The organism is Bacillus sp. MYb56 (assembly GCF_002976445.1).
In the GTDB taxonomy this organism is placed as follows: domain Bacteria; phylum Bacillota; class Bacilli; order Bacillales; family Bacillaceae_G; genus Bacillus_A; species Bacillus_A mycoides.
The window spans coordinates 154,431-180,132 of sequence record NZ_PCOH01000002.1 but is presented as its reverse complement, the minus strand read 5'-3'; the positions used below and the strand labels follow the sequence as shown (position 1 = coordinate 180,132).

Genomic DNA, 25,702 nt, shown 5'->3' with positions numbered 1-25,702 from the left:
GGCTTTTTTAATTATCTCTGTTTCACCGCCTTGTCTTTTTCGCATAATAATAATAGTAGATTATGCTGGAGAGGGGTGAGGAAAGTTAATAAAAAAATAATCTTTTTCGGAGATTTTGGTATTGATGATGCAGTAACGTTAATTTATGCGAATAAAACATGCAAATTAGATATTATCGGTATCGTTGCAGAGTATGGAAATGTATCAAGAGAAATTGTTACGGAAAATGTTTATTTTTTAGAAAGATACTATGCTACAAAAGTGAAGATTATTGAAGGTGCCAGTAGACCAATGACAGCTGAAGAACCTTTGTTTTTCCCTGAAATTCATGGGGATCACGGTTTAGGTCCAATTATTCCACCGAAAATGAGAATTTGTGACAGAGAAAATTTTTGTGAATTGATTAAATTAATTGAGCCTTGTCCAGAAGATATTATTATAGTGGCGACGGGACGATTAACAACACTTGCAACATTATTTTTATTGTACCCCAATTTAATGAATCGAGTATGTTCTTATTATATAATGGGCGGTGCTTTTCTATTTCCGGGAAACGTTACACCTGTATCAGAAGCTAATTTTTACGGCGATCCAATTGCCGCGAATATCGTTATGAAATATGCGCAGAATGCTACAATATATCCGTTAAATGTAACGCAGCGTGCTCTTATTACCCCTGAAATGGTCGATATTATTGATAAAGAAGGAACAGGGCAGGCGAAACTCATAAAGCCAATGATCGATTTTTATTACGAGAACTTTTACAAAAAAGAATATCCAGGTATTGCTGGGAGTCCGATTCACGATTTACTTCCGTTCATTTCATTTATAAATGATGATATTTTTGAATATAAAAAATCAGCAGTTTGGATTAGTACGACGAATGATGTAACGAGAGGTCAAAGTGTTGCAGATTTTAGAAAAATAGCTGAGCCAACGACGTTTGATAATCGTCCTATACAAAAAATTGCCGTTGAATTTAATTATCAAGCGTTTAAAGACGAATTTATGAGAACAATATTGAAGCCAGATTGTCCTTAAGAGGGTGAGCAGATTTGAATGATTTTCATAAGACGAATAACTTACGAAAAATGTAACATAACTAATGGTAAGCAATTGTTTCTGATTATAATTTTTATTGGTCAATTATAAAGGAGGAAATGATATGATTTGGTCTTTAATCGTTGGTGGTATATTAGGATGGTTTGCAAGTTTAATTACTGGGAAGGATGTACCTGGCGGTGTAATCGGTAATATTATTGCAGGTATTGTCGGTTCTTGGCTTGGTACAGCGTTACTTGGTAAATTCGGACCTGTTATAGGCGGATATGCGATTGTTCCGGCTTTAATAGGCGCGATTGTTTTGATTTTCATCGTAAGCTTTATATTCCGTGCAATGCGGAAATGAATACAGGGGACTGTTTACATTTGTAAGCAGTCCCTTTGTATTATGTTGTCTAATCTGTTATGCTACTGTTATACAATCAGGAGGTGTCAGCATTGAAATCATTTACAGTAAATTTTCATCAAGAGGATAATGCAAAGGCAACAACAGTACATAAATTAAGTGAAGAGGACTTCGAGAAAGCAACAGAAAAAGGTACTCGTCATCTATTTGATTTAGATACAAACGTTGGTTTCTTCGTATTCTTTGATGCTGAAGATACAGAAGGAAACGAGCAATACTTAATGTTACAATATGAAGGAGATCATGAAGAACCAAGTGCTTGCTACGGATTTGATTTGAAATTGTTCTATCAATTTTTAGCACTATACTTAAATGATCTTGAATTCCAAGGTGAGACAAATGAAGAAGAGGAAGAAAATGGTCCAATTCATCATTTAGCGCACTTACTTTACCATATCGTTGAAGACGGTAAATCTATCGAAGTGTAAAAATACATATTTGAAGCTGTCCTTTAATAGGGCAGCTTTTTTAATTATATAAATAGGTAATCTTAATGGATTTCTGATCATGACAAATGATTTGAATAAGATTCAGAAGGAACAAAACATTAAACCAGCAGAGAATGAGTATTCACTTTCTGCTGGTTTTTTGCATTTAAAGGAGATTTTGTAGCAGTTTAATTCAAGTTACAAAAAGGATATAGCGAGTATGGAGAGAAGGTGTATACAAGGAGATGAATAAGATGATTAACAATACAATTCCAAGCTTTTTGAAGCTTTTGGAAAGCGATGATATAGGATTACATGACTTGGACAAATATTATGATATGTATCCAGAAGCATTTGAAGAGTATTTTAATTATCATTGTCCTAAGACGGAAGAACGTCTTTCTAGTGCGATTAAAAAATATCCTGAAAAACTAAAAGACATCCGTATTATTTCGGAAACTTTACCATCTATTATTCAAGAAATTAGTGAGGAGTATCACATTCAATTTGGTTTTAATATAGATTTGACTTTTCATCTATTTGTAGGTGGGTTTGGCTCCAATGCATTTGTAGAAAGAGATATTATTGGGGATATATTTCTTTCGGCAGAAAAATTATCTCCTGAAAGGGAGCATCTTCGTGTTATCGTTGCTCATGAAATTGGTCATATATATCATAATTTCGTATTGCAAGAGAGTGGAATGGATTGGACTAAAGCACAATGGACTGATGCAGCGGTTAGTTTATATCGTGAGGGAGTCGCGACATATTTATCGCAAAGAATAGCTAAAGGATTAAGTAAATCAGTCTATTATTCATATGATAATGATGGTGACGATTGGTTGTATTGCTATGAAGAACATAAAGATCATATTAAGAAACATTTTTTACAAGATTATGTTAAAGGGTGGACAGATGAAAAAGAGAAAGAATGGTTCCGTTTATCAGGAGGGACTTATTTCGGATGCAACCGACTCGGTTATTTTTTAGGAACATCGTATATGGAGTATATTGTGAATACTTTCGGGGAAAGCGAAGCACTTACTTTTTGGACTAAAAATAATTTAAAGAGTAGTGTAATGGAATGGTTACAAAAGTGAATATGTTGAAGAGGGAGGCTGAAAATGATGAAAGTATATATGAAAGTACTTATATTTTTTCTAACTTTAACGTGTGTAGCGGCTTTAACCGCATGTACTAACGCTGAGGAAAAGAAGCAAACTAATTCAACATCAGAAAATAGTACGGAAAAAAAGAGTGATACGTCAGAAACGGGTAAAAAGAATGAAGAGACTGCTCCCAAAAAAGAGAAAGAACCTGTGGAAAAACCAAAAGGTCATGATTCTGTAAAACCTTCAACGGAGTCTAATACGAAAAATACAGTGCTTAATCAAAAATCAATTAACCATGTAAAAGATTTATTTGAGCAAGCGAAAGAAGGTAAAGTACCTAACGTACCATATGCAGCACATACAGGTGACATCGAGGAAATAGAAAAAGAGTGGGGAAAAGCAGATAAAACTGATCAAGCAGGCAACGGGATGTATGCAACTTTTACAAGTAAAAATGTAGCATTTGGCTTTAACAAAGGATCTCAAGTCTTTGACGTTCGCTCATATCATTCAGAACTCAAATCGATTACGTTGCAAGAAATCGAAAAGGCTTTAGGAAAACCAGCGTCTGTTAAAGAAAATGGTAATGATAAAATTTATGTTTATAAAGTAAATGACCAGTTTGAATTGAAATTCGTAATTCCAAAATCGACTGGTAAAGTACATCATATTTCTGTGTTCTCACCGGAGGATAGTATTAATAAAATGGCAGGTTAAATGAAGAGCTGTTCCTATAGGGACAGCTCTTTTGTTTTGTTTCTTTCTAACGATTGAACAAAAAAAGCTTGAATGATACCACCAATTATTAATAAGAAGGCACAAATATAAAATAGAGTACTACCGCTTAATTTACTTAATAACAGTGCACCTACAAAAGGCCCGCAAGTCCTTGAAATATCCCAATGTATACCGTATATAGAAAAATATAATCCGCGTCTATGACTTGGAGCGATTTGTGAAACGAATCGTAGTAAATGATTTAAAGCAATACTTTCTCCAATTACTAAAAAGAGTAGTGTTAAAAATAATGACCATATTGTTGTGGAATAACCGTAGCCAATCGCAGCTAACGTATAGCAAGTATAGGAAATAACAATGATTTTAGGCATAGAAAACTGTTCAGACCATTTCACAAGGGAAATTTGGAGAATCACTTCCATGACAGCTTTACAAGTTGAGATAAACACGAGTACAAATAGAAAATTTGGAAATACACTTTCGGCGAATATACGATAATTTGATTCGGTTTGGGCGTAGAAAAAACTAATCGGTAGCGTAGAAACCATAAGTCCAAACACAGCGTAATGCTTTGAAATAAATTGTTTTGGCGAATATACTTCTTTAGTTTTATTAACGTTTTTCATGAGTGGAGCTGTTTCAGGAAGCTGCGTCCAAACGAGAATAGCATATAGCGTAAGGGCTACACCTTGCAAAATAAATAAATACTCAGGGTGACTAGTATAGAAAAAGGCGCCGATTAATGGGCCAATTACAGAGCCGATTGCTCCCGTAGTATGCAGAACAGCAAATATTTCTGCCTGTTGTTCTTCCTTCGTTAAGTCAGCGATTTGTGCTCGCTGTGCCGGAATATATAAAGAGCGTCCAATACCATTTACTACATACAATAAGGCGAAAAAGGCGACCGATTCAGCAAAAACGAAGCCGCTTACGGCAAAAGCTTGTAAAAGTAATCCGAGTAACATTATTTTCTTTCGGCCGTATTTATCTGTTACACCCCCAGCGATTAATGTAAACACAATATCAGCGAGAGGCTGTAATCCGAAAAGAAGCATTGTAACGATGACATTACCATTTAACGCTTTATTAACGTGAACAATAAAAATGATAGCTAACATCGCTTCAGTCGTTCGGACTAACAATTCACCGAACAATCGAATGAGAATAGGCTTATTATAACGTTTTAAAAGATACTTCATTTTTATTTCCTCCTTTCTATATTGAAATGATAAGATGGAAGCCAGAAATGAAAAAGGGTAGAATGAAAGAGGAAGATTTTTCATCTTTTAGGGGGCGTTTTATGATTATTTTGGAGCAATATATGCACCTGTGGCTCCAGTATGGAAATGGGAGAGCAGAGGGAGAACAATTAGAAATAACAATACAAAATATATCTGAAACTTTATTTTGTACAGAGCGAAATAGTAAATTAATCATAAAAAAATTAGAAGAATTTAATTGGATTATGTGGTTTCCAGGCCGAGGGAGAGGAAATCGTTCAAAGTTGTTATTTCAAAAACATCCACTTTCTTTAATTTTAGAAAGAGGAAAAGAAATAACGAAACAAGGGGACGTAAAAAGTGGAAGTGCATTTATTGAAAGATATAGCTCGTATTTTCCATCACTTCAAACGCAATTTCAAACGTGGATTGATTCGATATTCGGTTATCAAGTCGAAAGGACATCTAAAGGGAGAAGAGATGTGCTACGTTTGCAAGTCCAAATGAATCTACATATTGCATTAGATCCTGTATACGCTACGATGCGTTCGGAATGTCATATGGTAAAACATATATACGACACGTTAGTGTATATAGACGGAAATACAAACAGTGTAGAGCCAAGACTTGCGTTTTATTGGGAATATGATGACCAGAAATATATATGGACCTTCTACTTACGAAAAGGTGTTCAGTTTCATAACAGGAAAGAATTTACTGCTTATGACGTTGTACATACATTTAAACGATTCTTGAAAGCGAAAAATAATCCGCATGCGTGGATGTTACAGCACGTTGAAAGTTTACATATTTTTGATGACTACATTGTGCAGATTCGTTTATCTACAGATAATAAGCTGTTTTTACATGCTTTAAGTACAGAACAGTGTTCTATTGTAAATGAAGATGGAGATGGAAGGTTAATCGGTACTGGACCGTTTCGATTATGTGAAAAGAATGAGGATGTATTCGTATTAGAAGCAAATGATTTATATTTTCGCGAGCGACCATTTCTCGATCGAATTGAATTATGGAATGTAGAGCACAGCGTAAATACGTGCGATATTTTAGCGAAAGCACACTATAACAATATAGAAAAGCATCATAAAGAACTAACTAGACTTGAGTCGAATGTAACATACATTACATTAAATACCGCAAAAGAAGGACCTATGCAAAACACGATGTTTCGGAAAGCTCTATATAAAATCATTCATAGCAATGCGCTTATCGAGGAATTGCAAGGAGCGCGCGGAGAAATAGCAGAAGAATTGGTTCTAACAAAGGGTGGCACTATACATATAAATGAGGACATATATACGCTTATTAAAGAGAGCTCTTACCGTAATGAAACACTGCGACTATATACATTTACAGAACAAGATCATGTTGAAGACTCATATTGGATACAAAAAGAGTGTGCGAAGTATGGCGTCACTATTGAAGTCATTTTTCTTGAAACAAAAGAGTTATTGCAAGCAAGTACGATACAAAAGGCTGATATAATACATGATAGTGCGACAATTAGTGAGCGTATTGAAGAAAGTTTACTATATATGTTTCTTACAAAAAACAGCTTTATTCATCAACATAGCAATATAAAATTTAACGAAGTATTGCAGTCTTATTTTATAGAGAATCAATTAGAGAAACGGATGACACTGTTACACAATATTGAAGACACATTGTTACGCCAAATTCATATTATTCCTTTATATCGTAACAAACAGCAAGTAAGTTCACACGAAAAAGTGCAAAATATAATGATTAATCCACAAGGTTGGATCGATTTTTATCAAATATGGTTTAAGCCTTGATATATAAAGGTTCTTATGCATTTTAGTAAGATGTGTAAGAACCTTTTTTGTATGGAAATGAAGTTTGTTTTGCACATTTTTACGCTACATGTTATAAAAGTTCATTTACAGCGTAACAGTGTTATGTTACATTGTTGTTAGGAAGGAGTGATATACAGTTGATTACAGATTTAATTTCAAAAAAAGATTTATTAGAGTTAACTGGTATTTCATACGGACAGTTATATAGGTGGAAGAGAAAAAATTTAATACCGGAAGATTGGTTTGTACGGAAGTCAACGTTCACAGGTCAGGAAACATTTTTTCCAAAAGAAAAGATATTAGAGCGTATTGATAAAATTCAAACGATGAAAGAGGATCTATCGCTTGATGAATTGGCAAATATGTTTTCACCAAGCGTAACAGAGATTCTTTTAGCAAAGGAAGATCTCATTCGTAAAGAAATTACATCAGAACCTGTTTTACAATTTTTCATGGAGCAAACGAACAAAACGGCAGATTTTCAATTTGCAGATATTCTTTATGTATACGTGTTAGAAGAACTTCTTCAATCAGGAGACGTTAGCTTAGAAGAAGGGAAAATGGTTTTACAAGTTTTACGTGAAAATTATGAAGCGATTAAACATAAAAATTGTGACTTAGTTATTATTCGGAAGTTAGGGATTTCTACATGCTTCTTAGTATCAAGCGTTGAGGATTTAATTTTTGAAAAGGGAACAAAGATTGTTTTACGTGTAGCAATTATGAAATATACCGAAGCATTAAAAACTAAACTGTTGTAGTGGAGGAGAAATAATGCGTACAGAAAATTTAATTATAAACGGATATGGTTCATCAAACGGTGGAGAGTTTCATAAAGTGCAACTAAATGGAAAAGGAACTGTTAATGGAAACGTTGAGTGCGACCAATTTGAATGTAATGGTTACGGAATTGTTACTGGTGATTTGAAAAGTAGCGATGCGAGAATTAGCGGATCAGGTAAAGTTGAGGGTACAGTTAGTGCAGAAATGATGCGAATCGATGGGAAAGGGACAATTACACAAGATGTAAAGGCGACCACTTTAAAAATTGCAGGAAAAGGGACGATAGGTGGTAATGTAACTGGTGAAGAATTTAAAATCAATGGTCAAGCGACGATTGATGGTAATTGTGAAGTTGATATTTTTTCTTCAGAAGGGCAATTTACAGTTGGTGGATTATTAAGCGCAGATGAAATTAATATAAATATTCATGGTACATGTAGAGCGAAAGAAATTGGTGGCCAAACCATTAAAGTAAAACATAGATTGAGTGCTTTTAGTAGACTATTTAAAACAGTATTTGGCTTACAGTTAGAAGCTGAACTGCTAGAAGGTGACAATATCGATATTGATTATGCTCACATTAAAACAGTAAGGGGAAACAATGTTACTGTAGGGCCGAACTGTGAGATTGAACTAATTGAATATACTGGGGTTCTTACTGTTGATAAAAGTGCAAATGTAAAAGAAATTAAGCAAGTTTAAGTTTAAAAGGGAGAGAGGAATCGGTATGGAAAATCAACATAGTCTTACTGTAAATGGATCAGGTAGCTCAGCAGGTGGAGATTATAACAAAGTAAAGATACGCGGCGAAGGAACAATCTCTAATCATATGAGTTGTAATGATTTTAAAACGTATGGTACGAGTGAAGTACGTGGCAATATGAAAGCGAAAAATTATGTCGTGTATGGAGATAGTGAAGTACAGGGGAATATGGAGGCGGAATATGTAAAAGTATATGGCAATGCCCAAGTACAAGGTGACGGACAAATTAATAAAACAAAAGTTAGAGGTATGATAGAATTTAAAGGGAAGCTATCCGGTGATTTCATAGATGTGAAAGGTGCTTTAAATGTAAAGAGAGATATAGAACTAGAGGAATTATTACTAACTGGTGGTCTTGAAAGTGATGGTTTGCTTAATGCTGAAAATATTGAAATCTCACTTCGTTATGAAGGAAGTAAAGTGAGAGAAATCGGTGGGAAAAAGATTACAGTACGTAAAAAAGCGAGATTTATTCCTTTTACAAGTCATGCAGGAAGCCTTCAAACATCAATTATTGAAGGGGATGATATTTATTTAGAACATACAATAGCAGACGTAGTAAGAGGAAATCATGTTATAATTGGCCCTGGCTGTGAAATTAGTGTAGTAGAATATCACACTAGTTTTAATCAGAAAGGTAATGCAGTCGTAAAAGAACATAAACAAATATAAGTAGTATGAGGGAGAGCAAGAAATATGGTTGAGAAGAATAATAAACTCGGCTTCGTTGTTGCCGGTTTATTGCTAGGGATTTTAATGGCATCAATGGATAATACCATTGTCGTAACAGCGATGGGAACAATCGTTGGTGATTTAGGAGGCCTTGAAAACTTTGTATGGGTCGTTTCTGCCTATATGGTCGCAGAAATGGCAGGTATGCCGATTTTCGGTAAACTATCAGATATGTATGGTAGAAAGAGATTCTTTATTTTCGGTTTAATCGTCTTTATGATTGGTTCGGCACTTTGTGGAACTGCTGAGAATATTACACAGTTAGGTATTTATCGTGCCATTCAAGGTATTGGCGGCGGGGCACTAGTGCCAATCGCATTTACTATCGTTTTTGATATTTTCCCTCCAGAAAAGCGCGGGAAAATGGGTGGTTTATTCGGAGCAGTATTTGGTTTATCAAGTATTTTCGGGCCATTACTTGGCGCATATATTACGGATTATATTAGCTGGCACTGGGTGTTTTATATTAACTTACCACTTGGAATTTTAGCACTTATTTTTATTACATTATTTTATAAAGAGTCACGAGTTCATAGAGAACAAAAGATTGATTGGTTTGGCGCAATTACTTTAGTTGGTGCAGTAGTTTGTTTAATGTTCGCCTTAGAATTAGGCGGACAAAAGTATGATTGGGATTCTAGCTTTATTTTAAGTTTATTTGCTGGGTTCGCTATTTTAGTAATTGCTTTTATTGTTATTGAACGAAAAGTAGAAGAACCAATCATTTCATTTGAGATGTTTAAACAACGTCTATTCGGAATGAGTACAATTATTGCCTTATGTTACGGGGCGGCATTTATGTCAGCAACTGTGTACATTCCGTTATTTATTCAAGGCGTATACGGTGGTACCGCAACAAACTCAGGATTATTGTTATTACCAATGATGTTAGGATCAGTAGTAACAGCGCAGTTAGGTGGATTTTTAACATCAAAACTTAGCTACCGAAACATTATGATTATTTCTGCTGTAATTATGCTAATCGGATTATTCTTATTAAGTACATTAACGCCAGAAACAAGTCGTATATTATTAACAATTTATATGGTTATTATCGGTTTTGGAGTTGGTTTTTCATTCTCTGTACTAAGTATGGCTGCTATTCATAACTTCGGTATGGAGCAACGCGGGTCTGCGACTTCAACGAGTAATTTCATTCGTTCATTAGGTATGACACTTGGTATTACAATCTTCGGAATGATTCAAAGGACTGGTTTCCAGGATCAATTAGAAGAAGCGTTTAAAGGTATGAGCGGGGGAATGAATACAAACGCTTTAGGAGATTCAAGAGCTATTCTATCAGAATCGGCAAGATCTCAAATTCCGCCGCAAATATTAGATAAAATTATTGATGCTCTTTCTAGTTCAATCGTTCAGACATTTATGTGGGCGTTAGTCCCCGCAAGTTTAGCGTTCGTATTCGTTTTCTTTATGGGAAATGAGCGCATGGTATATAAAAAAGAACAAAACAAGGTGAAAAGTGAAACATCAAAAGCATAAAGAAAAAGCTCCTTTCAATTTTGAAAGGAGCTTTTTCTTATGTACGGAGTCGAATTAGCTTTCGATAATTTCGTATTCTTCGTCTGCTAATAATAAAATTTGTGTTTTCTTACCTTTGTTTTGAACTTCGATTACATCATATGTACCTAAGTCTCTTAGCTTGCTTTGAGAAGCGTTAACCATAACTTCCATAGAATCAATTAAGATATCTTCTTCAACGTATGATTCAGGTAATGCCATATCTTCAGTATCTAATACACATGTATATAGATTTTGTAAGTTCTCAGCAGTTGGGTTTTGTTCCTCAACATCAATAATGTTTTTTACTGCTTCCATATTTTCTTCTTTTACTTGATATACTTTAATTTTAGTCATTGTTTTAATCTCCTTTATAACGTAATCGTAGAGGCTGCAATTCATCCCGCAATAACGAGCAGTAGACTCCCGCCTCAAGGTGAAGAAGCAAATGATGAGGACGGCAGGAGATAACTGCCCGTAAGAGCCCGATTGGTGAGGGCTAACCATTAGTAGGAGATAAAGCTCCCCGCTAATAGAAGTTTCACTTTATTATAACGCTTTTTTGTTGAAAGATGAAATTGTTATATGCATTTATAGTGAAAAATATATTTTATTACTTATTTGAGGAACGATGAGTTTCTTAATTTGACAGGCATATGTCTGTATACTTATCTAGACTAATATTAGAGTTATATTGTCCAAGCTTTTCTTACATACCTTTCATATTATATTTATTAGGTAAAACATATAGGAAAGGAATGGAGAATCAGTGGATTGTGAGCCGAAACGTGATTGTCAATGTTGTCAAAATAGTATATGTGAATTTTTGAAAAGTTTACATCCTTATTCTAGGGTTGAGAGTATCGTAATAGACGGAAACGAAATAGTTGTATCCTATTTTATTTCATTTAATGAGATAAAAGGTATAGTGTCGTTTGCACAAGAAGACAGTGAGGTAATATTTGTAGATTGTTCAAGAATTGATGCGATTCGAATAGGGAAAGTTTGTAGTTGTAAAACGAAAGTTAAATTTATTGAAGATGAATTCAGTTTACTTGGAAATGTTTGTCCACATTGTTTAAATGAGGGAAGTACACTATTCTTCGATTTTAATAATCCTGAATTAAGTTTATCTTTACAGGCAACAACGATTGATCCACCTAGATGTATTGAATTTGTAGATGAGCTTGGGAATGTAGTAAAGCAAATTACTATAGTAGGTGAAGCGATTGTTTCTAAAGATTTCGTTCCGGTACCTGAACTGTTAGATTTTCGATTAATCTTATCGGATATAACTGGAAATCCATTGAAATTTGGATTACTGTTTATTAACTTCCCTGATATTACGTTTATCATTCTTTTCGCATCAAATGGATACCTCAACATTTCAAACTGTTTAAAAATAGAGAGTGGAACTGGAAATACCGAAATAGAAGAGATGAAAAAAGAGATTATTAACGACAATAGTATGATGTACAATTCAATTATTAAGTTAACTAAAATATATAAAAATGGTGAGACGGAATCTTACATTTCTAAGAAGGGGTTATAACGTATTTATCGTAATTAACCCTCGTACACTATAATGAGGGTTTTTACATAAAAATGATTAAATAAAATATTGTTACATTTTAATTTAGCCATTTATTGTGTGGAATCGGAAATTTTTTAGCTTCTCTTTAGATACACTAATGAAAGTAAAGGTATTTATTGTTTTCTATACTGTATAGGCCGTAGTAGCGGGAAATAGGCTGGTTTGTACTATCAATTGATACGTGTTATTCCTTAATGCGTCACTGCCATAAACATGCAAATTAGGTACCCTGCTTACGCAACAAAATATGAAAGAAGTCAATTGCAGGGGGATATTTATTTAAGTGTAAATAAATATAGCGGTGGAGTAGGGGATTATACAATATTAGTAAAATAATTTAAAAAAGGGCTGCTACGACAGTCCTTTTTTTAATTATGTAAATACCTGCTGTAAGTTTTTTTGAGAGTGAATTTTATTAGGAATAATTAGTCATCATTGTTACCATATATCGCCATCAAGTTAATGAAAATACAATACCAATTCTGATTTTATATTAAGATTTTACTTGCTAAGCTCTCTTTGAGCCCCCATATAGCTTCCAATGATATTTTGATAACTTGGAAGATGCTTAGCAAGTAAAGCTCCGAAACCTTCAACATCATTTCGCCAGTCACGCTGTAATTCTGCTGCAACGCTAAACCAGTTCATTAGTTGCACCCCTCCATGAGCCATACGCATAAGAGCGGCATCAGCAACTTGTTTACTAAAAGTTCCAGATGCATCCGTTACAACAAATACCTCATACCCTGCATTTATAGCTGATAGAGCTGGGAACGCAACACAAACATCAGTAACGACACCTGCGATAATTAACTGTTTTTTACCCGTTGCTTCAATAGCTTTTACAAATTCATCATTGTCCCACGCGTTAATTTGTCCAGGACGCGCTATTTTAGGCGCATTTGGAAATAGTTCGATTAATTGCTGCATGAGTGGACCATTAGGACCGTCTTCGAAGCTAGTTGTTAAAATAACAGGTAAATCAAAAAACTTAGCGGTATTCGCAAGAGCTAAAACATTATTCTTGAATTCATCAACACCATAGTCACGCACTAGACTGGAAATAAGACCTGTTTGATGATCCACTAGAAGAACCGCGGCATCACTTTTTGAAAGACGAGAATACAAATCAGACATTTTATAATCCCCCTTAATAAGCTTATTTAAAAATCAATCTTACAGTTATTTATCTTGATTTGGTATACATGCAAAAATTTATCAACAAATAGTTTTCATTAGAATATTGGGATGTATGTATTTTCATATTGAGGAATTACAAATTTTTCGTTTTGGGAAACAATGTATTAATTGAGTGGATAGCTATGTGGTATGGTCCTAATGCTATCTTTTATTTGTGAATAATAATGTTTTTACCTGTAAATAGAAAATGAGATATGAGGACTAAAATGAATCTGAAAATAGCAATTCTTGATTGGTAAATCATTTCAATGAAATTAGATGTTATAATAAAATTGAATTTACGTATAATTTATAATTATTTGATATTTTAGAGTTGAGTTTCATAGACATTTACTTAGATAATAAATAAGTGTGTATAAGAATACTAATAAAAGTTAACTTATGAAAATGTTGAGTCTAGTTGATTTTAAAGAAAGCGGGAATGTAAATGATATATGAGGCAAAAATACATACAAGAAAAAAATTAGTTTCTATGTTCGAGGATTTTAATAATGTTGTTCTACTTTCTTATTTACAAGGACATATGGGCAATGCCTGGGTGAACGATCTTGAAAACCCGACAGTAGCGCAAATTACGGTAGGGATTTTCACATTTTACGCTGGGGATCCAAATGCAAAAGAGACAGAAGAGTTATTACGTAACATCCCTGAAAGAATTTTAGTAATCGTAAATAGTGATCAATGGAAAAAGCGTTTAGAAACATTCCATGAAAGAAAAAAAGATAAGTTTTTACGATATAAATTTAAAAGAAATGCAGAAGTGTTTAATCGCTCAAAATTACAATCTTTTATAACTGCACTTCCAAAAGGATATGAATTAAGAAAAATAGATGAGCATATCGCAAATAATCCAACATTACACAACGTTTCTGAAGATTTTACAAGTCAATTTCGATCAATAGATGATTATGTAAATCGAGGTATAGGTTATAGCATTTTGTATAATGGAGAAGTCGTATGCGGTGCATCATCATATAGTATTTATAATGATGGTATTGAAATTGAAGTTGCTACTGATCTTGATCATAGAAGAAAGGGATTGGCAACTGTAGTTTGTGCGACCTTAATATTGGATTGTTTAGAAAAGGGGAGGTATCCAAACTGGGACGCAGCGAATAGTACTTCTGTCAAATTAGCAGAAAAGCTAGGGTATGTTTTTGATAAGGCATATGATACTTATTTTGTAAATAATAAGTGAATGAACGGGAGCGTGTACGGATTGTACAACGTCATAAGACTAGTAAATTAACGTTTAGTAGTCTTATTTTTTATAATTGCAAACAAAAACTAAACTATCCAAAGATAAAATGGTATTAAAAGAGATGTTAATAAATGAAATTAAGGGAAAAGAATGACGACAAGATTGGTTTCCTAAGAAGAGTTGATAAATTTTAGTGAAAAATTTGAGAATAAAACAATGATATTAATGATAAGGATGAAGGGATTCCGCAAGAATTTGGGTATAAAAACCGACTTTTTTTAGTCGGTTTTTATTTTTTTCAACAGTAGAGTGATACTAATATTGATTTTTCTTCTATTACTAGTGAATATAATTAACACATCAGTTCCTACTTCCACGATGAGGGTTCAGAAATTCTCTTTTTATATAGGTAGATAATCATAAAGGCTTAATATATTAAGTTATGTGTGTTTAACTAACAATAAATTTGCTATTTTTTTGTAAATGATGAAAGTAACTATTATACAAACCCACGCATTAATAGAAGAGATACATATACAGTATAGAGAGTTAAAAAACTCCAAAATATTGTATAAAGGAGATTATAAAATATGAGCGAACAATGCCCAATTAATGTACCATGTCAGGTAGATGGACAAACTCAAACGCCATTAAGTGATGCAGCTGCAACACCAATTCTTACTCCAGGAACACCGATTGTAAAAATACCAGTTGTATTAGCAGAAAGAACAATTCAAATTGTTGTAGAATCTGATATTTCATTAGATCCTCCAGCAACTGAGATTAAACGTGTGTTAAAAAATGTATTTTTAACACAATGTAAGTTAGTTCCTGTAGCATTTACTCCAGTACCAGGTACAAATTACCGCCGAGTTACAAGAGCAAAATTATTTGTACAAGGATATATTCGTAAAAATATTGAATATGCAAATGATGAGTGTAATGGAGTGCTATATGATCGTATTGCAAATGTTCCATTTTCTGGTTTTGCAGATTTAACAGCAGCTGATTTTCTATCACAAGCTGTAGTAGCTTCTTCCTCAGATACTACATCTCACTTTATTAATCCTAAAAATGGTGATTTACCACGTTTAGACAAATACTTCTTCGAAAATACAGTTTTTTATAATGAACAACCATATTGTGAATTAGTAAGCGCACAATTTTTCGAATTAGACTTTTCACCTTGTCCAACAGAATTAAACGAGCCATTTGGAACTCTTCGTGAAAAAATTGTACTAGATCTTACTTTAAAAGTTTTACAAGTACAACAAGTACAAGTATAAGACTAAAAAAGCATTGTCTTTAATAAAAAGACAATGTCTTTTTTATTATTATAAAACATATATAATGATGGAATGGTCGCGTACAAAAAGCATATTTTTATGAATTTCATCAGATGGGGGGATGGTGATGAATAAGCCATGGGTTGGTAAGGAAATATGGAACAAAGTTTACAAATGGAAAATGCTGAATGTTCAAGATGATTCGCGCGAAATAAGAGAAAAAAAGGAAAGTAAAGAAACAGAGTCAAAAAAAGAAGATAAAGCAATGGGAATAGAGAAAGAAAGTAAAGAAACAGAGTCAAAAAAAGAAGATAAAGCAATGGGAATAGAGAAAGAAAGTAAAGAAACAGAGTCAAAAAAAGAAGATAAAGCAATGGGAATAGAGAAAGAAAGTAAAGAAACAGAGTCAAAAAAAGAAGATAAAGCAATGGGAATAGAGAAAGAAAGTAAAGAAACAGAGTCAAAAAAAGAAGATAAAGCAATGGGGATAGAGAAAGAAAGTAAAGAAACAGAGTCAAAAAAAGAAGATAAAGTAATTGGAATAGAGAAAGAGAGTGAAAAAACTGGATTAACAAAAGAAAATAAAGCGATTGGATTAGAGGAAGAAGAGGTGAAAATTGAATCAGTAAAAGAATATGAAGAAAGAGAATTAGAGAAAGAAGAAATAGCAATTGAATCAAACAAAGAAAGTGAAGAGACTGAACCAGCAAAAGAAAATAAAGTGATTGGATTAGAGAAAGTAGAAGTAGCAAATGAATCAGAGAAAAAAAGTGAAGAAACTGAATCAAAGAGAGAAAGTATAGGTTTAGGATCAAAAATAGAGACTTCAGTGCATTCAATGGTAGTGAAAACGCCATTTTCTATTATTTCAGAAGTGTCTAGCTTTAAAGTATTTCCAAAAATAAATGTGAAAAATCAAGATGCATTTGTATTTCGAAATGAAAAAGATGCGGAGGGGCGTGAATTAGATTCTAAGTTATTAACTACAGTGCAACAGTATCATTCGGAGGCTTATTGTAAATTAGTTTCTTTAAATCTTCATGAAAAGAGAGTGCTTGTTGAATTATATAATCAAAAAGTTAAAGGGAATAATGAAGAGAATAAGGTAGAGACATCTTCATGGATTCCTATTCACAGCATAATATTAGAGAGTGAAAATGGGGGAGAAGTAAGTAATTATATAACAGCCAGACTACCAATAGAAATAGGAAGATATAAAGGTGAAATTAGTTTACGAGAAAAAGTGGTATTTACAGAAAAAGTGATAGGAATAAAAGAGGTGGAACAGGAGATTATTTTGACAAAAACCGAATTTTTAGTACCAAAAGTAAAAAAGAATGGACAAAATAAATTTACAGTTGAAAAAGGGAGCTTATTGGTAGAAGGATATATATATCAATGTATTGAATACATATCAGAACAAAGTACATTTCATGACAATGTGTATCAGTTAGTACAAAATATTGTATTGGAATTAATCATTCAAGTGATACAAGAACAGGAAGTACAAGTGCGAATTACATAAAAATGATTATATTCCCTTGATTAGCTCATTATTTTTATTCGTAGCGTATCAATGCGTAATCTTTTGTAAATCATTCAGTGCTATAGAATATCCTCCAAACGGTTTATCCTCAATGAATTCATTTTAATATTTATGAAGGATGATATTATTGCTAGCTAGGATAGTTACTTAATTGTATGGATTTCTTCAGGTTTAAGTTTTAAAAAGGTGCTAACAAGTTTGTCAACGAACTTGCTAACACTTATTTAAAACGGACATAAAATTGGCGTAAATGTTGTTTGATTAATGAAGCTAATTAAATAACATAGATAATTACATCTTATAACCTAGGGTGTAATATAAAGTATATTCACTCCTTTTTTACAAAACTCACAATTTAAATAGTAAAACATGTTTATCGTAATTTTCCAAACACCAATTATATTTTTTTAGAATAATTGGGTGGACGTCTTCTTCTGTAGTATCGACTTCAGTATAGCCGTATTTTTTATAAAAGCTTTCTAGTTCTTCAAAAGGAAGACAATAAACATTTTGTATTTGTAATTTTTTCGCAGTTTGTACTAAAAATGAAACAAGTTCCCCAGCTAATTGTAGACCCCTGAATTTAGGAAGAATGAAAATTCCACCCATTTCAATTGTATCTTCATCTATTTGGACTAAACGTCCAACACCCGCATACTCTTTGTTGTATGTAATGATCGCAACCTTATCTCGTGATAAATCACTCGGTACAAATCCGATTGATTCGTATTGGTTATTAATCCATTCTATATCATTAGGTATAGCTAGTTGAATTCCCATTTTTAGGCCTCCATTTGAAATGTTTTAATATTTCTATTATATAAAGAACGATACGAGTTGTAATTCATAATTGGCACAATAAATTATGAAAATAGGAGAAAACGGTATCATTTTTAATAATAGTTCAAGTTTTGAAGAAGAGTGCATATAATATAAAGTCTTTTCCTTTCTTCATTTAAGTTTTACGTATATAATTTAAAAGTACTATTTTTATTTTATATTTTTTATATTTATAACAGAATAGAGGTTTAAAAATGGGTGTTAAAATCATTACGGATAGTGCGGCGGATTTACCGGTAGAATTGCTGCAAGCATATGATATTGATTTAATTCCACTCCGTGTATATGATGAAGCAGAAACAGAGTATTTAGATGGGGTTACATTAAAATCGGTTACATTACTGCAAAAAATGAGAGAAGGCGCAGTTTATAGAACGTCATTGCCTTCACTTGAAACTTTCCAAGAAAAATTTGTTTCTTATGCAAAAGAAGGTAATCCTTGTATATATTTAGCTTTCTCATCTGAACTGTCTGGTACATATCAATCGTCAGTTCTCATTAAAGAAGAAGTGAAAGAAACATACACTGATTTAGATTTAGAAATTATTGATACAAAATGTGCCTCACTCGGTCAAGGTATTGTCGTATTAGAAGCTGCAAAAATGGCAAAAGAGGGCGCATCAAAAGAAGAAATATTAAACCGTGTCGCTTTTCTAATGAACCATATGGAACATATCTTCACTGTAGCTGACTTGCAGTACCTAGTGAGAGGTGGGCGTTTAAGTAAAGTAGCTGGTTTTATTGGTGGTTTATTAAACATTAAGCCGATCTTAAATGTGGATGAAGGAAAACTTGTACCACTTGAAAAGGTAAGAGGGAAAAAGAAAGTATTAAGCCGAATTGTTGATATTATGGAAGAGCGTGGGAAGGACCTTAAAGGTCAAACAATCGGTATGACTCACGGTGATGATTTAGAAACTGCCGAAGCATTAAAAGCATTAATTACTGAAAGATTCGGTTGTGAAGTATTTATCGTAAATACAATTGGAGCTGCAATCGGAGCGCATACAGGACCAGGTGCGTTAACGTTGTTCTTCTTAAATGAAGTAGAGTAAAGGATTGATCTTTTGATCAATCCTTTTTTAATTCTAATATAATTGTTTTATGCGGATGAAAAATATGTAATTTTATATTAGTTAGTAACTTTCTTTTTAGTAGGTATGAAGGTAGATAGGAAACCAGTGAAGGCTAGTATGAAACCAAATGTTTCAGTATCATCAACTACTAAACCATTGTTCCACTGATAAAGGAAGGATGCTAGCAATAAAAGAGTAGCAGCGCCTCCAACATATCTTGCCATTTTTCGTGTTGAATCTTTTTTTGTTTTTACAATCATATTTGTCATCCTTTCATATTTACTAAATAATTCGACAAACTAATTTCTAGGATGTGATATTGATAATTCATCTATTGAGCTCATTTAATTTATTTTCATTTACAATAGATGTCTTCCATGTACTAGGTAAATGTAATTAACCATTCGATCTATTTTAAGAATGATAGTTTACATGTAGTTAAATCCTTTTCATTAAGTTTATCGTAATTCAAGTATATGGCGCTGTCCTTGTTAATAACAAGTAGTAAAATTGTATGAAAAAAGTGGGCAAAAACCTTAAATTTAAACCATTAAATTTAACAAGCTATCTAGAAATAATCATAATATGAATGTAAAATTAAAACGAATGATACATTTTTTTACATTTGTGAAATTGTATATTTTATTTAGTATGAAAAATATGTAGATACATAATGACTTAATCAGTAAAAAGCATGAAATGGTTAATTAGGGAGAGAAAAAGATGGAAATAGGGGAACGTATTCGGCAAGTTCGTATGCATAAAGGATTGACACAGGGGGAGCTCGTATCAGAAATATGCTCAGTAACCTATTTAAGTAGAATTGAGAGTGGGAAAATCAAACCATCATCTTCTTTTTTAAAACAAGTTTCTAAGAAGCTGGGTGTTGATTGCGATTTTCTCATAGATGGCAATTACGAGGAGATAAAGCTTACTATTCTTGAAATATGTAATAAATATAAAAAAGATAAAATTATAACTGAAGCTGAATTATCTTTGTTAGAATTATACGTTCGTGAAGTGGACGCAATTCCTTTATTATTAAAGACGTATGGCGTCATCATATACTATCATGTCCGAAATAAAAACTTATTATATGTGAAGTTATTTGTAGATCAAGCTTCGCAAATGATTCCAAGTCAGGTGGAAATGCAAGATACTGAGGATTATATTTATTACTTAAGAGCTCGAGGTCTTTATTTTTCTAATAAAGGTGAATATTTTACAGCATATGAAGTTTACAAAAAGATAGAAAATATGCTGGAACTAGAAGAGACAGAGTTGCACGCAGATACGTATTACAATCTAAGTATAGTAAGTCAGAATCTTAATAAAGATCAAAGTATTAGTCGCATATATGCAAAAAAAGCATATAAATTGTATGAAAAGTTTAATATAGAACAATATAAAATTTATGCGCTAATACTTCTTGCGATGCAATATAACAAAGATAAACAGTATGAACAAGCATATGAAACTTTAAAACAAGTAGAAAATGAATCGAAGGTGGAAAATGAGCCATTAAATTTATGTTTTTTGAAATATAATTACGGGAAAATTTATCAAGCATTAAAAGATTATAAAAATGCAATAAAGTGTTACGAGGAAAACTTGATTCTTTGTGAGTATTTACCAAACAAAGAAGGTAAGGTATATACAATTCGGAATTTAATAGAAATTTATATAGAATTAAAAGATTGGCAAACAGTAACTAAACTTATAGATGAGGCATTTGAAATTTTATCGATTTGTGATGTACCGTATGCCCATGTTCAACTATATGGATTTAGAGCGGAAAAATCTAAAATATGGGCAGATTATAATGGATATGAGAAGAATATGAAAACAGCAATTGAGATGGGGATAGAAAAACAGCAATATAGCTTGGTTACTGAATTAGCTTATAAATTAGGAGATTATTATTATGAGAATCGTTCCTATAAATTATCTGCAAAGTATTTTAAAATATCAGCTGAAAATAAAATGGATTAAAACAGGGTTTCAGTAATATGTTTTCTTAGTTTATAAATTATTAGAGGTTATCCTAAAGAGTACGTGTTTTAACGCCCTTAGGGAGAAACTTTTTTTATCCCGCATTAGCGGTTCTGTATGGAAAGAACCGCTAATGTGAATTGCATATGCGAAGCAAAATAAAAAAGAAAAAGCCAATGTCCTTAACGTATGGAAATTGGTTTTTGTTTATCTGTATTATAGAAACTGGCCAACTGGAAAATCAAGATTGATAGTGGTATGGCACAACATTGATTTATGGAAGTTCGCTTTCTTTGAAAACAAACGCATTAAAACAACAACTTCTAAGGATTCACTAGATAAAGCATCTTCATCTTCTCTACCAATAAGCACTATATCCGGTAAAACAGGCCAGGAACCAGCGCGATTATAAAAGTGAGCTAAAGATGGTTTACATGTGAATATACCGAAATCTATATTGCTTTGTTTTTCAATCCATTCAGTAGCTGCAGCAACTGTTTGTAAACCTAAACCTTGCCCATGATAATCTGGATCAGTCGCTACACAACTAAGTCCGGCTATATTAAATATTTGCCCATTATGATGGATAGTTTTGCGCACTACACCTGCATAGCTGACTAACTTTCCATCTATGTAGGAATAAAATGAGTGTACATTAAATTCTTTAAGGTGAGTTTCTGAAATTGTTTCCTTAGGCGTGGAATCGAAATCTGGCCAAACCTGCTGTAGCATTACAGCAATTTCGCGTCGTAATGCATCAGATGCTTGATTATAGTCGGTTGATTGTACAATATGAGTTGTCATAAGTTATTCTCTCACTTTCTACTATGTTTAAATTCTATATATACTCAGTAAAAGCCAGCATCTTTAGATATCGTTAGGGTGGTATTTTTTTCAATTTGTTTGAAATATATTTGAAAATCAGTTCCAGTCATTCGAGCTAGCATAAATATTATTAAAAATATTGACTCTTCATGTTGTAACAATTACTTATAACATTAATCCAAGTGGAGTGAAAGTTATAAACTTCAAACAAAAGAAAGAGTAAATAAACAGTGTAGTCTATACGAACCTAGAAATTCCCTAGCAGAAGTAGTAATACTTACAACTTATATAAATAGGAAGAAATAGAAAATGAAATATCAAATTACATTCATATAAATTTGAATATTTCAAGATATTAAAATTTTGATAGTTCATATATAATAGTGAAAAGAGTAGAATTTTGTAACTATTTGTAAAAAAAGGAGGGTGCAAAATGAATAAAATAATACAAGCCCAATCTCAATGGGATTTGGACAGGCTATATCCTCAAGAACAAAGCTTTACGTTTTCTATAGAAACGATAGAAAGATTAAAAATTGAATATAAAGCAACAAAAGACTCAGTAATCCTTTCACAACTTATACAGGCTATCGAAAAAGCAGAGTATTACTTATATTGCCGTGCTGCTGAAGATGAGAAGCATCCTGAAAATACTTTACTAAGTGTAAAAGTAAATCAATTAAAGAAAGAAGTTCAACTATTAATAGAATCTAGTAAGGGACAAAGTGTTAATACAAATCATTCAAGTATTAAACTAATAGAAAATGAATTAAAAGCTTGGGAAGATATGTATGCACAATTAAGAAATAAGATAGTAGTAATACACGATAAAGAGACTTTATCATTTGGGCAAGCAAATTACGTTGCGATGAATAGTGATGATCATAATGAAAGAGTAATAGTATTTGATTCTCTTACAAATGCTTTGCATAAGGAAAAAGATATCTTTGCTACTGTATTGAATCAAATAGGAAGATTACGTCATGCTAAAAGTGATGGAATGGAAGGGACAGAAATTTTAAAACAATCCCTACAAGCAAATGGCATCTCTGAAACTGCATTATTCCAAATGTGGAATGCAACGGAACAAAATCTTACGAAGCTAGTAATTGCGTTAAACGGTTATAAAAAAGGAAAGAATTCAATTCCATGGCACGAGCTAATGACATGGAAAGAAAGTAATGAGACTGCTATTCCTTTTTCAGTAGCAGTAAAAAACATATATGATGCACTAAAAAATATAGATGAAGAATTGGCACAGTTCGCACAGAATGCAATAGCGAATGGTTGGATCGATGCTGAACCGAGAAATAATAAACCGCCGGGTGGATTTTGTGCTCCTTTTTTCAGTGAAAAAGAATCTCGCATTTCACTTCGTTATGATGGAACAATTGATAGTGTAAGAGTACTTGCTCATGAACTAGGACACGCTTGGCATTTTTATGTTATGAGTCTTGAACAATCTACTTCATTTTTAGATGATTATCTGCCAATGAGTACAGCTGAATCAGCGTCTATTTTCTTTGAAACGGTAATCATGAATTATTTAATTCAAACAACAGATTGTGTAGAGATGAAAAAGTCATTGCTTAGCTGGAAAATAAGAAATAGTTTTAATTATGTTATGGCAATTCGTGCATCGTTTCAGTTTGAGAAGAAATTTTATGAAGAATGCAAGGAAGGTCCTTTAAGTGCTGATGAAATTGAGAAATTATCTATATTGGTACAAAAAGAAGCATACGGAAATGCATTAAGCGAATATCAGCCGTTTGTTTGGATGAAATACATTCAATTTTATATAGCAGACGTTCCTTTTTACAATTATCCATACACATTTGGGTATTTAGCGAGTTTTAGTTTAATTGAAATAGCAAAGGAAAATAAAAATGCATTTCATTTGAGGTATAAAGAGTTTTTACGAGAAACAGGAAAGACCCCAGTTGAAGAACTGATGAAAAAACATTTTGATATTGAGCTAACAGATTATGAATTTTGGAATAAAGCTTTTATGCAAATTCATAAAGATATTGATGAATATTTGCAAATTAATTAAGGGGACTACATATATGAACAGAATCGGTATTATCGGAGCAATGCAAATAGAAATGGACTTACTATTAGAAAAACTACTTATTAAAGAGGAACATACTATTGCGGGAATACCTTTTTATAAAGGAAACTTCATGGATACAGAAATTATTATTACGCGATGTGGTGTAGGAAAGGTAAATGCCGCCGCATGTACACAAATTTTAATTAATAAATTTGATGTGAATTCTATCATTAATACAGGTGTTGCGGGTGGATTACATCCGGATGTGAAAATTGGCGATCTAGTTATTTCTACAAATGTTACGCATCATGATGTTAATAAAAATCAAATGAAGAATCTATTTCCGTTTCAAGAAGCGTTTCATGCAAGCGAGGAATTAAGAGATTTAGCCCGAAAAGCTGTTAATAGTAGTAGTTTAAATATTACTGTTCATGAAGGAAGAATCGTCAGCGGAGAATGCTTCGTCGAGGATTCAAAATTAAAGGAGCAATTAGTCACTGAATATACACCTCATTGTACAGAAATGGAAGGAGCAGCAATTGGACATGTTGCTTATATAAATGACATACCGTTTCTCGTTTTGAGATGCATTTCTGACAGTGCAGATGATTCAGCGCAAGTTTCATATGATGATTTCGCGAAAACTGCAGCGAATTATTGTTCAGAAATTATTGTTGAGATGCTTAAAAATATTTCGAGTAAAGCTGTATTGTAGTTCATAAGTAAAGAATGGGAGAGAATATCATGTTACAAGCACTAATTTTCGATATGGATGGAACTTTATTTCAAACAGATAAAATTTTAGAGTTATCACTAGATGATACATTTGATCATTTACGGTCACTACAATTATGGAATACGATAACACCAATTGATAAATATCGTGAAATTATGGGTGTACCTTTACCTAAAGTTTGGGAAGCTTTATTACCTAATCATTCTAATGAAGTAAGGGAACAAACAGATGCATATTTTTTAGAAAGACTAATTGAAAATATAAAGAGCGGAAATGGTGCTTTATATCCGAATGTAAAGGAAGTTTTTAGTTTTATAAAAGAAAATAACTGTTCCATTTACATTGCTAGTAACGGCTTAACGGAATATTTACAAGCAATCGTATCTTATTATGATTTAGACCAATGGGTTACGGAAACATTCAGTATTGAACAAATACACTCGCTAAATAAAGGTGACTTAGTAAAAAACATTTTGATGAAATATGATATAAAAGAGGCAGCGGTAGTTGGAGATCGTTTATCTGATATTAATGCGGCAAAAGATAATGGTTTAATTGCGATTGGATGTAATTTTGATTTTGCACAAGAAGATGAACTTGCTCATGCTGATTTAGTAATTGATGATTTAATGGAACTGAAGGGGATATTACCAGAATTGAAGAATACGTACATAACAAAATGAATAAGTTCACATTCAAATGAAGGCTCAGGATAATATATTCTTGGGCATTTTTATTTTTTAAAAAGATACA

At 32.7% G+C, this 25,702-nt stretch carries 25 protein-coding genes and 1 pseudogene; 20 read left to right on the top strand and 6 right to left on the bottom strand.

Annotated elements, in window-relative coordinates; all coding sequences use genetic code 11:
- The first annotated feature begins 75 nt into the window (after positions 1-75).
- The 5 genes from CQ058_RS03380 to CQ058_RS03360 all read left to right on the top strand — a co-directional run bounded on the left by CQ058_RS03380 (position 76) and on the right by CQ058_RS03360 (position 3,725).
- Positions 76-1,041 carry a nucleoside hydrolase gene (locus CQ058_RS03380; RefSeq protein ID WP_002013369.1) on the top strand — a complete coding sequence of 322 codons (966 nt, stop codon included), beginning with the start codon at positions 76-78 and terminating at the stop codon, positions 1,039-1,041.
- Between the two features lie 124 nt (positions 1,042-1,165).
- On the top strand, positions 1,166-1,408 hold the full coding sequence (locus CQ058_RS03375) for a GlsB/YeaQ/YmgE family stress response membrane protein (protein ID WP_002013368.1): 243 nt from the start codon (positions 1,166-1,168) through the stop codon (positions 1,406-1,408).
- 92 nt (positions 1,409-1,500) lie between these two features.
- Positions 1,501-1,896 (top strand): hypothetical protein, encoded by a 396-nt coding sequence (locus tag CQ058_RS03370; protein ID WP_002084959.1) that lies wholly within the window; start codon positions 1,501-1,503, stop codon positions 1,894-1,896.
- 254 nt (positions 1,897-2,150) lie between these two features.
- Entirely contained in the window at positions 2,151-2,996 is an 846-nt protein-coding gene (locus tag CQ058_RS03365; RefSeq protein ID WP_002165597.1) for a DUF5700 domain-containing putative Zn-dependent protease, read from the top strand.
- A 24-nt stretch (positions 2,997-3,020) separates the two neighbouring features.
- Positions 3,021-3,725: a YjgB family protein gene (locus CQ058_RS03360; RefSeq protein WP_002189912.1), complete on the top strand. Its 705-nt coding sequence runs from the start codon at positions 3,021-3,023 to the stop codon at positions 3,723-3,725.
- A gap of 14 nt (positions 3,726-3,739) precedes the next feature.
- On the opposite strand, the gene CQ058_RS03355 is transcribed toward CQ058_RS03360, so the two are convergent.
- Positions 3,740-4,945, bottom strand: coding sequence for an MDR family MFS transporter (locus CQ058_RS03355; protein ID WP_002189910.1), 1,206 nt, complete (start codon positions 4,943-4,945; stop codon positions 3,740-3,742).
- Between the two features lie 62 nt (positions 4,946-5,007).
- Between CQ058_RS03355 and CQ058_RS03350 the strand changes: the two genes are divergently transcribed.
- The 5 genes from CQ058_RS03350 (at position 5,008) to CQ058_RS03330 (ending at position 10,582) form a co-directional block, all read left to right on the top strand.
- A complete protein-coding gene (locus CQ058_RS03350; RefSeq protein WP_050551321.1) occupies positions 5,008-6,783 on the top strand; it encodes an SgrR family transcriptional regulator in 1,776 nt (591 codons plus the stop codon).
- Between the two features lie 158 nt (positions 6,784-6,941).
- On the top strand, positions 6,942-7,565 hold the full coding sequence (locus CQ058_RS03345) for a YhbD family protein (RefSeq protein ID WP_002189908.1): 624 nt from the start codon (positions 6,942-6,944) through the stop codon (positions 7,563-7,565).
- A 13-nt stretch (positions 7,566-7,578) separates the two neighbouring features.
- Positions 7,579-8,289, top strand: coding sequence for a bactofilin family protein (locus tag CQ058_RS03340; protein ID WP_002189907.1), 711 nt, complete (start codon positions 7,579-7,581; stop codon positions 8,287-8,289).
- 25 nt (positions 8,290-8,314) lie between these two features.
- Positions 8,315-9,022: a polymer-forming cytoskeletal protein gene (locus tag CQ058_RS03335; protein WP_105589456.1), complete on the top strand. Its 708-nt coding sequence runs from the start codon at positions 8,315-8,317 to the stop codon at positions 9,020-9,022.
- Positions 9,023-9,046: 24 nt separating this feature from the next.
- A complete protein-coding gene (locus CQ058_RS03330) occupies positions 9,047-10,582 on the top strand; it encodes an MDR family MFS transporter (RefSeq protein WP_002189905.1) in 1,536 nt (511 codons plus the stop codon).
- 54 nt (positions 10,583-10,636) lie between these two features.
- Here the strand turns inward: CQ058_RS03330 and CQ058_RS03325 are convergent, their stop codons facing one another.
- Complete coding sequence (locus CQ058_RS03325) at positions 10,637-10,957, bottom strand: hypothetical protein (RefSeq protein WP_002189904.1); 321 nt, start codon at positions 10,955-10,957, stop codon at positions 10,637-10,639.
- A 412-nt stretch (positions 10,958-11,369) separates the two neighbouring features.
- On the opposite strand from CQ058_RS03325, the gene CQ058_RS03320 reads away from it, so the two are divergent.
- Complete coding sequence (locus CQ058_RS03320; RefSeq protein WP_002189903.1) at positions 11,370-12,152, top strand: BC_2878 family exosporium-associated protein; 783 nt, start codon at positions 11,370-11,372, stop codon at positions 12,150-12,152.
- A 543-nt stretch (positions 12,153-12,695) separates the two neighbouring features.
- On the opposite strand, the gene ycaC is transcribed toward CQ058_RS03320, so the two are convergent.
- Complete coding sequence (gene ycaC / locus CQ058_RS03315; RefSeq protein WP_002192841.1) at positions 12,696-13,331, bottom strand: isochorismate family cysteine hydrolase YcaC; 636 nt, start codon at positions 13,329-13,331, stop codon at positions 12,696-12,698.
- 490 nt (positions 13,332-13,821) lie between these two features.
- Between ycaC and CQ058_RS03310 the strand changes: the two genes are divergently transcribed.
- From CQ058_RS03310 to CQ058_RS03295, 3 genes are all read left to right on the top strand, one after another.
- Complete coding sequence (locus CQ058_RS03310; RefSeq protein WP_002192842.1) at positions 13,822-14,592, top strand: GNAT family N-acetyltransferase; 771 nt, start codon at positions 13,822-13,824, stop codon at positions 14,590-14,592.
- Between the two features lie 593 nt (positions 14,593-15,185).
- The gene (locus tag CQ058_RS03305; protein WP_002013348.1) at positions 15,186-15,881 is read left to right on the top strand and encodes a CsxC family protein; all 696 of its coding nucleotides are present in this window, start codon (positions 15,186-15,188) and stop codon (positions 15,879-15,881) included.
- Positions 15,882-16,008: 127 nt separating this feature from the next.
- A complete protein-coding gene (locus CQ058_RS03295) occupies positions 16,009-17,406 on the top strand; it encodes a BC_2427 family protein (protein WP_100248600.1) in 1,398 nt (465 codons plus the stop codon).
- Positions 17,407-17,775: 369 nt separating this feature from the next.
- On the opposite strand, the gene CQ058_RS03290 is transcribed toward CQ058_RS03295, so the two are convergent.
- A complete protein-coding gene (locus tag CQ058_RS03290; RefSeq protein ID WP_002012927.1) occupies positions 17,776-18,207 on the bottom strand; it encodes a GNAT family N-acetyltransferase in 432 nt (143 codons plus the stop codon).
- 254 nt (positions 18,208-18,461) lie between these two features.
- On the opposite strand from CQ058_RS03290, the gene CQ058_RS03285 reads away from it, so the two are divergent.
- Positions 18,462-19,322, top strand: coding sequence for a DegV family protein (locus CQ058_RS03285; protein ID WP_002189899.1), 861 nt, complete (start codon positions 18,462-18,464; stop codon positions 19,320-19,322).
- 77 nt (positions 19,323-19,399) lie between these two features.
- On the opposite strand, the gene CQ058_RS03280 is transcribed toward CQ058_RS03285, so the two are convergent.
- Positions 19,400-19,603 (bottom strand): hypothetical protein, encoded by a 204-nt coding sequence (locus tag CQ058_RS03280; protein ID WP_002189898.1) that lies wholly within the window; start codon positions 19,601-19,603, stop codon positions 19,400-19,402.
- A 463-nt stretch (positions 19,604-20,066) separates the two neighbouring features.
- Between CQ058_RS03280 and CQ058_RS03275 the strand changes: the two genes are divergently transcribed.
- Complete coding sequence (locus CQ058_RS03275; protein ID WP_002189897.1) at positions 20,067-21,335, top strand: helix-turn-helix domain-containing protein; 1,269 nt, start codon at positions 20,067-20,069, stop codon at positions 21,333-21,335.
- A gap of 216 nt (positions 21,336-21,551) precedes the next feature.
- Here the strand turns inward: CQ058_RS03275 and CQ058_RS03270 are convergent, their stop codons facing one another.
- Positions 21,552-22,139: a GNAT family N-acetyltransferase gene (locus CQ058_RS03270; protein WP_002189896.1), complete on the bottom strand. Its 588-nt coding sequence runs from the start codon at positions 22,137-22,139 to the stop codon at positions 21,552-21,554.
- Between the two features lie 169 nt (positions 22,140-22,308).
- Between CQ058_RS03270 and CQ058_RS33035 the strand changes: the two are divergent.
- From CQ058_RS33035 to CQ058_RS03255, 4 genes and pseudogenes are all read left to right on the top strand, one after another.
- Positions 22,309-22,383 (top strand): annotated as a pseudogene (locus CQ058_RS33035) (DUF3888 domain-containing protein); the annotation flags it as partial.
- A 210-nt stretch (positions 22,384-22,593) separates the two neighbouring features.
- Positions 22,594-24,213 carry a M3 family metallopeptidase gene (locus CQ058_RS03265; RefSeq protein ID WP_002189895.1) on the top strand — a complete coding sequence of 540 codons (1,620 nt, stop codon included), beginning with the start codon at positions 22,594-22,596 and terminating at the stop codon, positions 24,211-24,213.
- Positions 24,214-24,226: 13 nt separating this feature from the next.
- Complete coding sequence (locus CQ058_RS03260; RefSeq protein WP_002189894.1) at positions 24,227-24,928, top strand: 5'-methylthioadenosine/adenosylhomocysteine nucleosidase; 702 nt, start codon at positions 24,227-24,229, stop codon at positions 24,926-24,928.
- A 29-nt stretch (positions 24,929-24,957) separates the two neighbouring features.
- Positions 24,958-25,632, top strand: coding sequence for an HAD family hydrolase (locus CQ058_RS03255; protein ID WP_105589454.1), 675 nt, complete (start codon positions 24,958-24,960; stop codon positions 25,630-25,632).
- The last annotated feature ends 70 nt before the right edge of the window (positions 25,633-25,702 follow it).

Bases quoted from the DNA above. Each gene is read 5' to 3' on its own strand.
- CQ058_RS03375 (WP_002013368.1), top strand. From the start codon at position 1,166: ATGATTTGGTCTTTAATCGTTGGTGGTATATTAGGATGGTTTGCAAGT.
- CQ058_RS03365 (WP_002165597.1), top strand. From the start codon at position 2,151: ATGATTAACAATACAATTCCAAGCTTTTTGAAGCTTTTGGAAAGCGAT.
- CQ058_RS03360 (WP_002189912.1), top strand. From the start codon at position 3,021: ATGATGAAAGTATATATGAAAGTACTTATATTTTTTCTAACTTTAACG.
- CQ058_RS03355 (WP_002189910.1), bottom strand. From the start codon at position 4,945: ATGAAGTATCTTTTAAAACGTTATAATAAGCCTATTCTCATTCGATTG.
- CQ058_RS03350 (WP_050551321.1), top strand. From the start codon at position 5,008: ATGAAAGAGGAAGATTTTTCATCTTTTAGGGGGCGTTTTATGATTATT.
- CQ058_RS03340 (WP_002189907.1), top strand. From the start codon at position 7,579: ATGCGTACAGAAAATTTAATTATAAACGGATATGGTTCATCAAACGGT.
- CQ058_RS03335 (WP_105589456.1), top strand. From the start codon at position 8,315: ATGGAAAATCAACATAGTCTTACTGTAAATGGATCAGGTAGCTCAGCA.
- CQ058_RS03330 (WP_002189905.1), top strand. From the start codon at position 9,047: ATGGTTGAGAAGAATAATAAACTCGGCTTCGTTGTTGCCGGTTTATTG.
- CQ058_RS03325 (WP_002189904.1), bottom strand. From the start codon at position 10,957: ATGACTAAAATTAAAGTATATCAAGTAAAAGAAGAAAATATGGAAGCA.
- ycaC (WP_002192841.1), bottom strand. From the start codon at position 13,331: ATGTCTGATTTGTATTCTCGTCTTTCAAAAAGTGATGCCGCGGTTCTT.
- CQ058_RS03310 (WP_002192842.1), top strand. From the start codon at position 13,822: ATGATATATGAGGCAAAAATACATACAAGAAAAAAATTAGTTTCTATG.
- CQ058_RS03305 (WP_002013348.1), top strand. From the start codon at position 15,186: ATGAGCGAACAATGCCCAATTAATGTACCATGTCAGGTAGATGGACAA.
- CQ058_RS03295 (WP_100248600.1), top strand. From the start codon at position 16,009: ATGAATAAGCCATGGGTTGGTAAGGAAATATGGAACAAAGTTTACAAA.
- CQ058_RS03290 (WP_002012927.1), bottom strand. From the start codon at position 18,207: ATGGGAATTCAACTAGCTATACCTAATGATATAGAATGGATTAATAAC.
- CQ058_RS03285 (WP_002189899.1), top strand. From the start codon at position 18,462: ATGGGTGTTAAAATCATTACGGATAGTGCGGCGGATTTACCGGTAGAA.
- CQ058_RS03280 (WP_002189898.1), bottom strand. From the start codon at position 19,603: ATGATTGTAAAAACAAAAAAAGATTCAACACGAAAAATGGCAAGATAT.
- CQ058_RS03275 (WP_002189897.1), top strand. From the start codon at position 20,067: ATGGAAATAGGGGAACGTATTCGGCAAGTTCGTATGCATAAAGGATTG.
- CQ058_RS03270 (WP_002189896.1), bottom strand. From the start codon at position 22,139: ATGACAACTCATATTGTACAATCAACCGACTATAATCAAGCATCTGAT.
- CQ058_RS03265 (WP_002189895.1), top strand. From the start codon at position 22,594: ATGAATAAAATAATACAAGCCCAATCTCAATGGGATTTGGACAGGCTA.
- CQ058_RS03260 (WP_002189894.1), top strand. From the start codon at position 24,227: ATGAACAGAATCGGTATTATCGGAGCAATGCAAATAGAAATGGACTTA.
- CQ058_RS03255 (WP_105589454.1), top strand. From the start codon at position 24,958: ATGTTACAAGCACTAATTTTCGATATGGATGGAACTTTATTTCAAACA.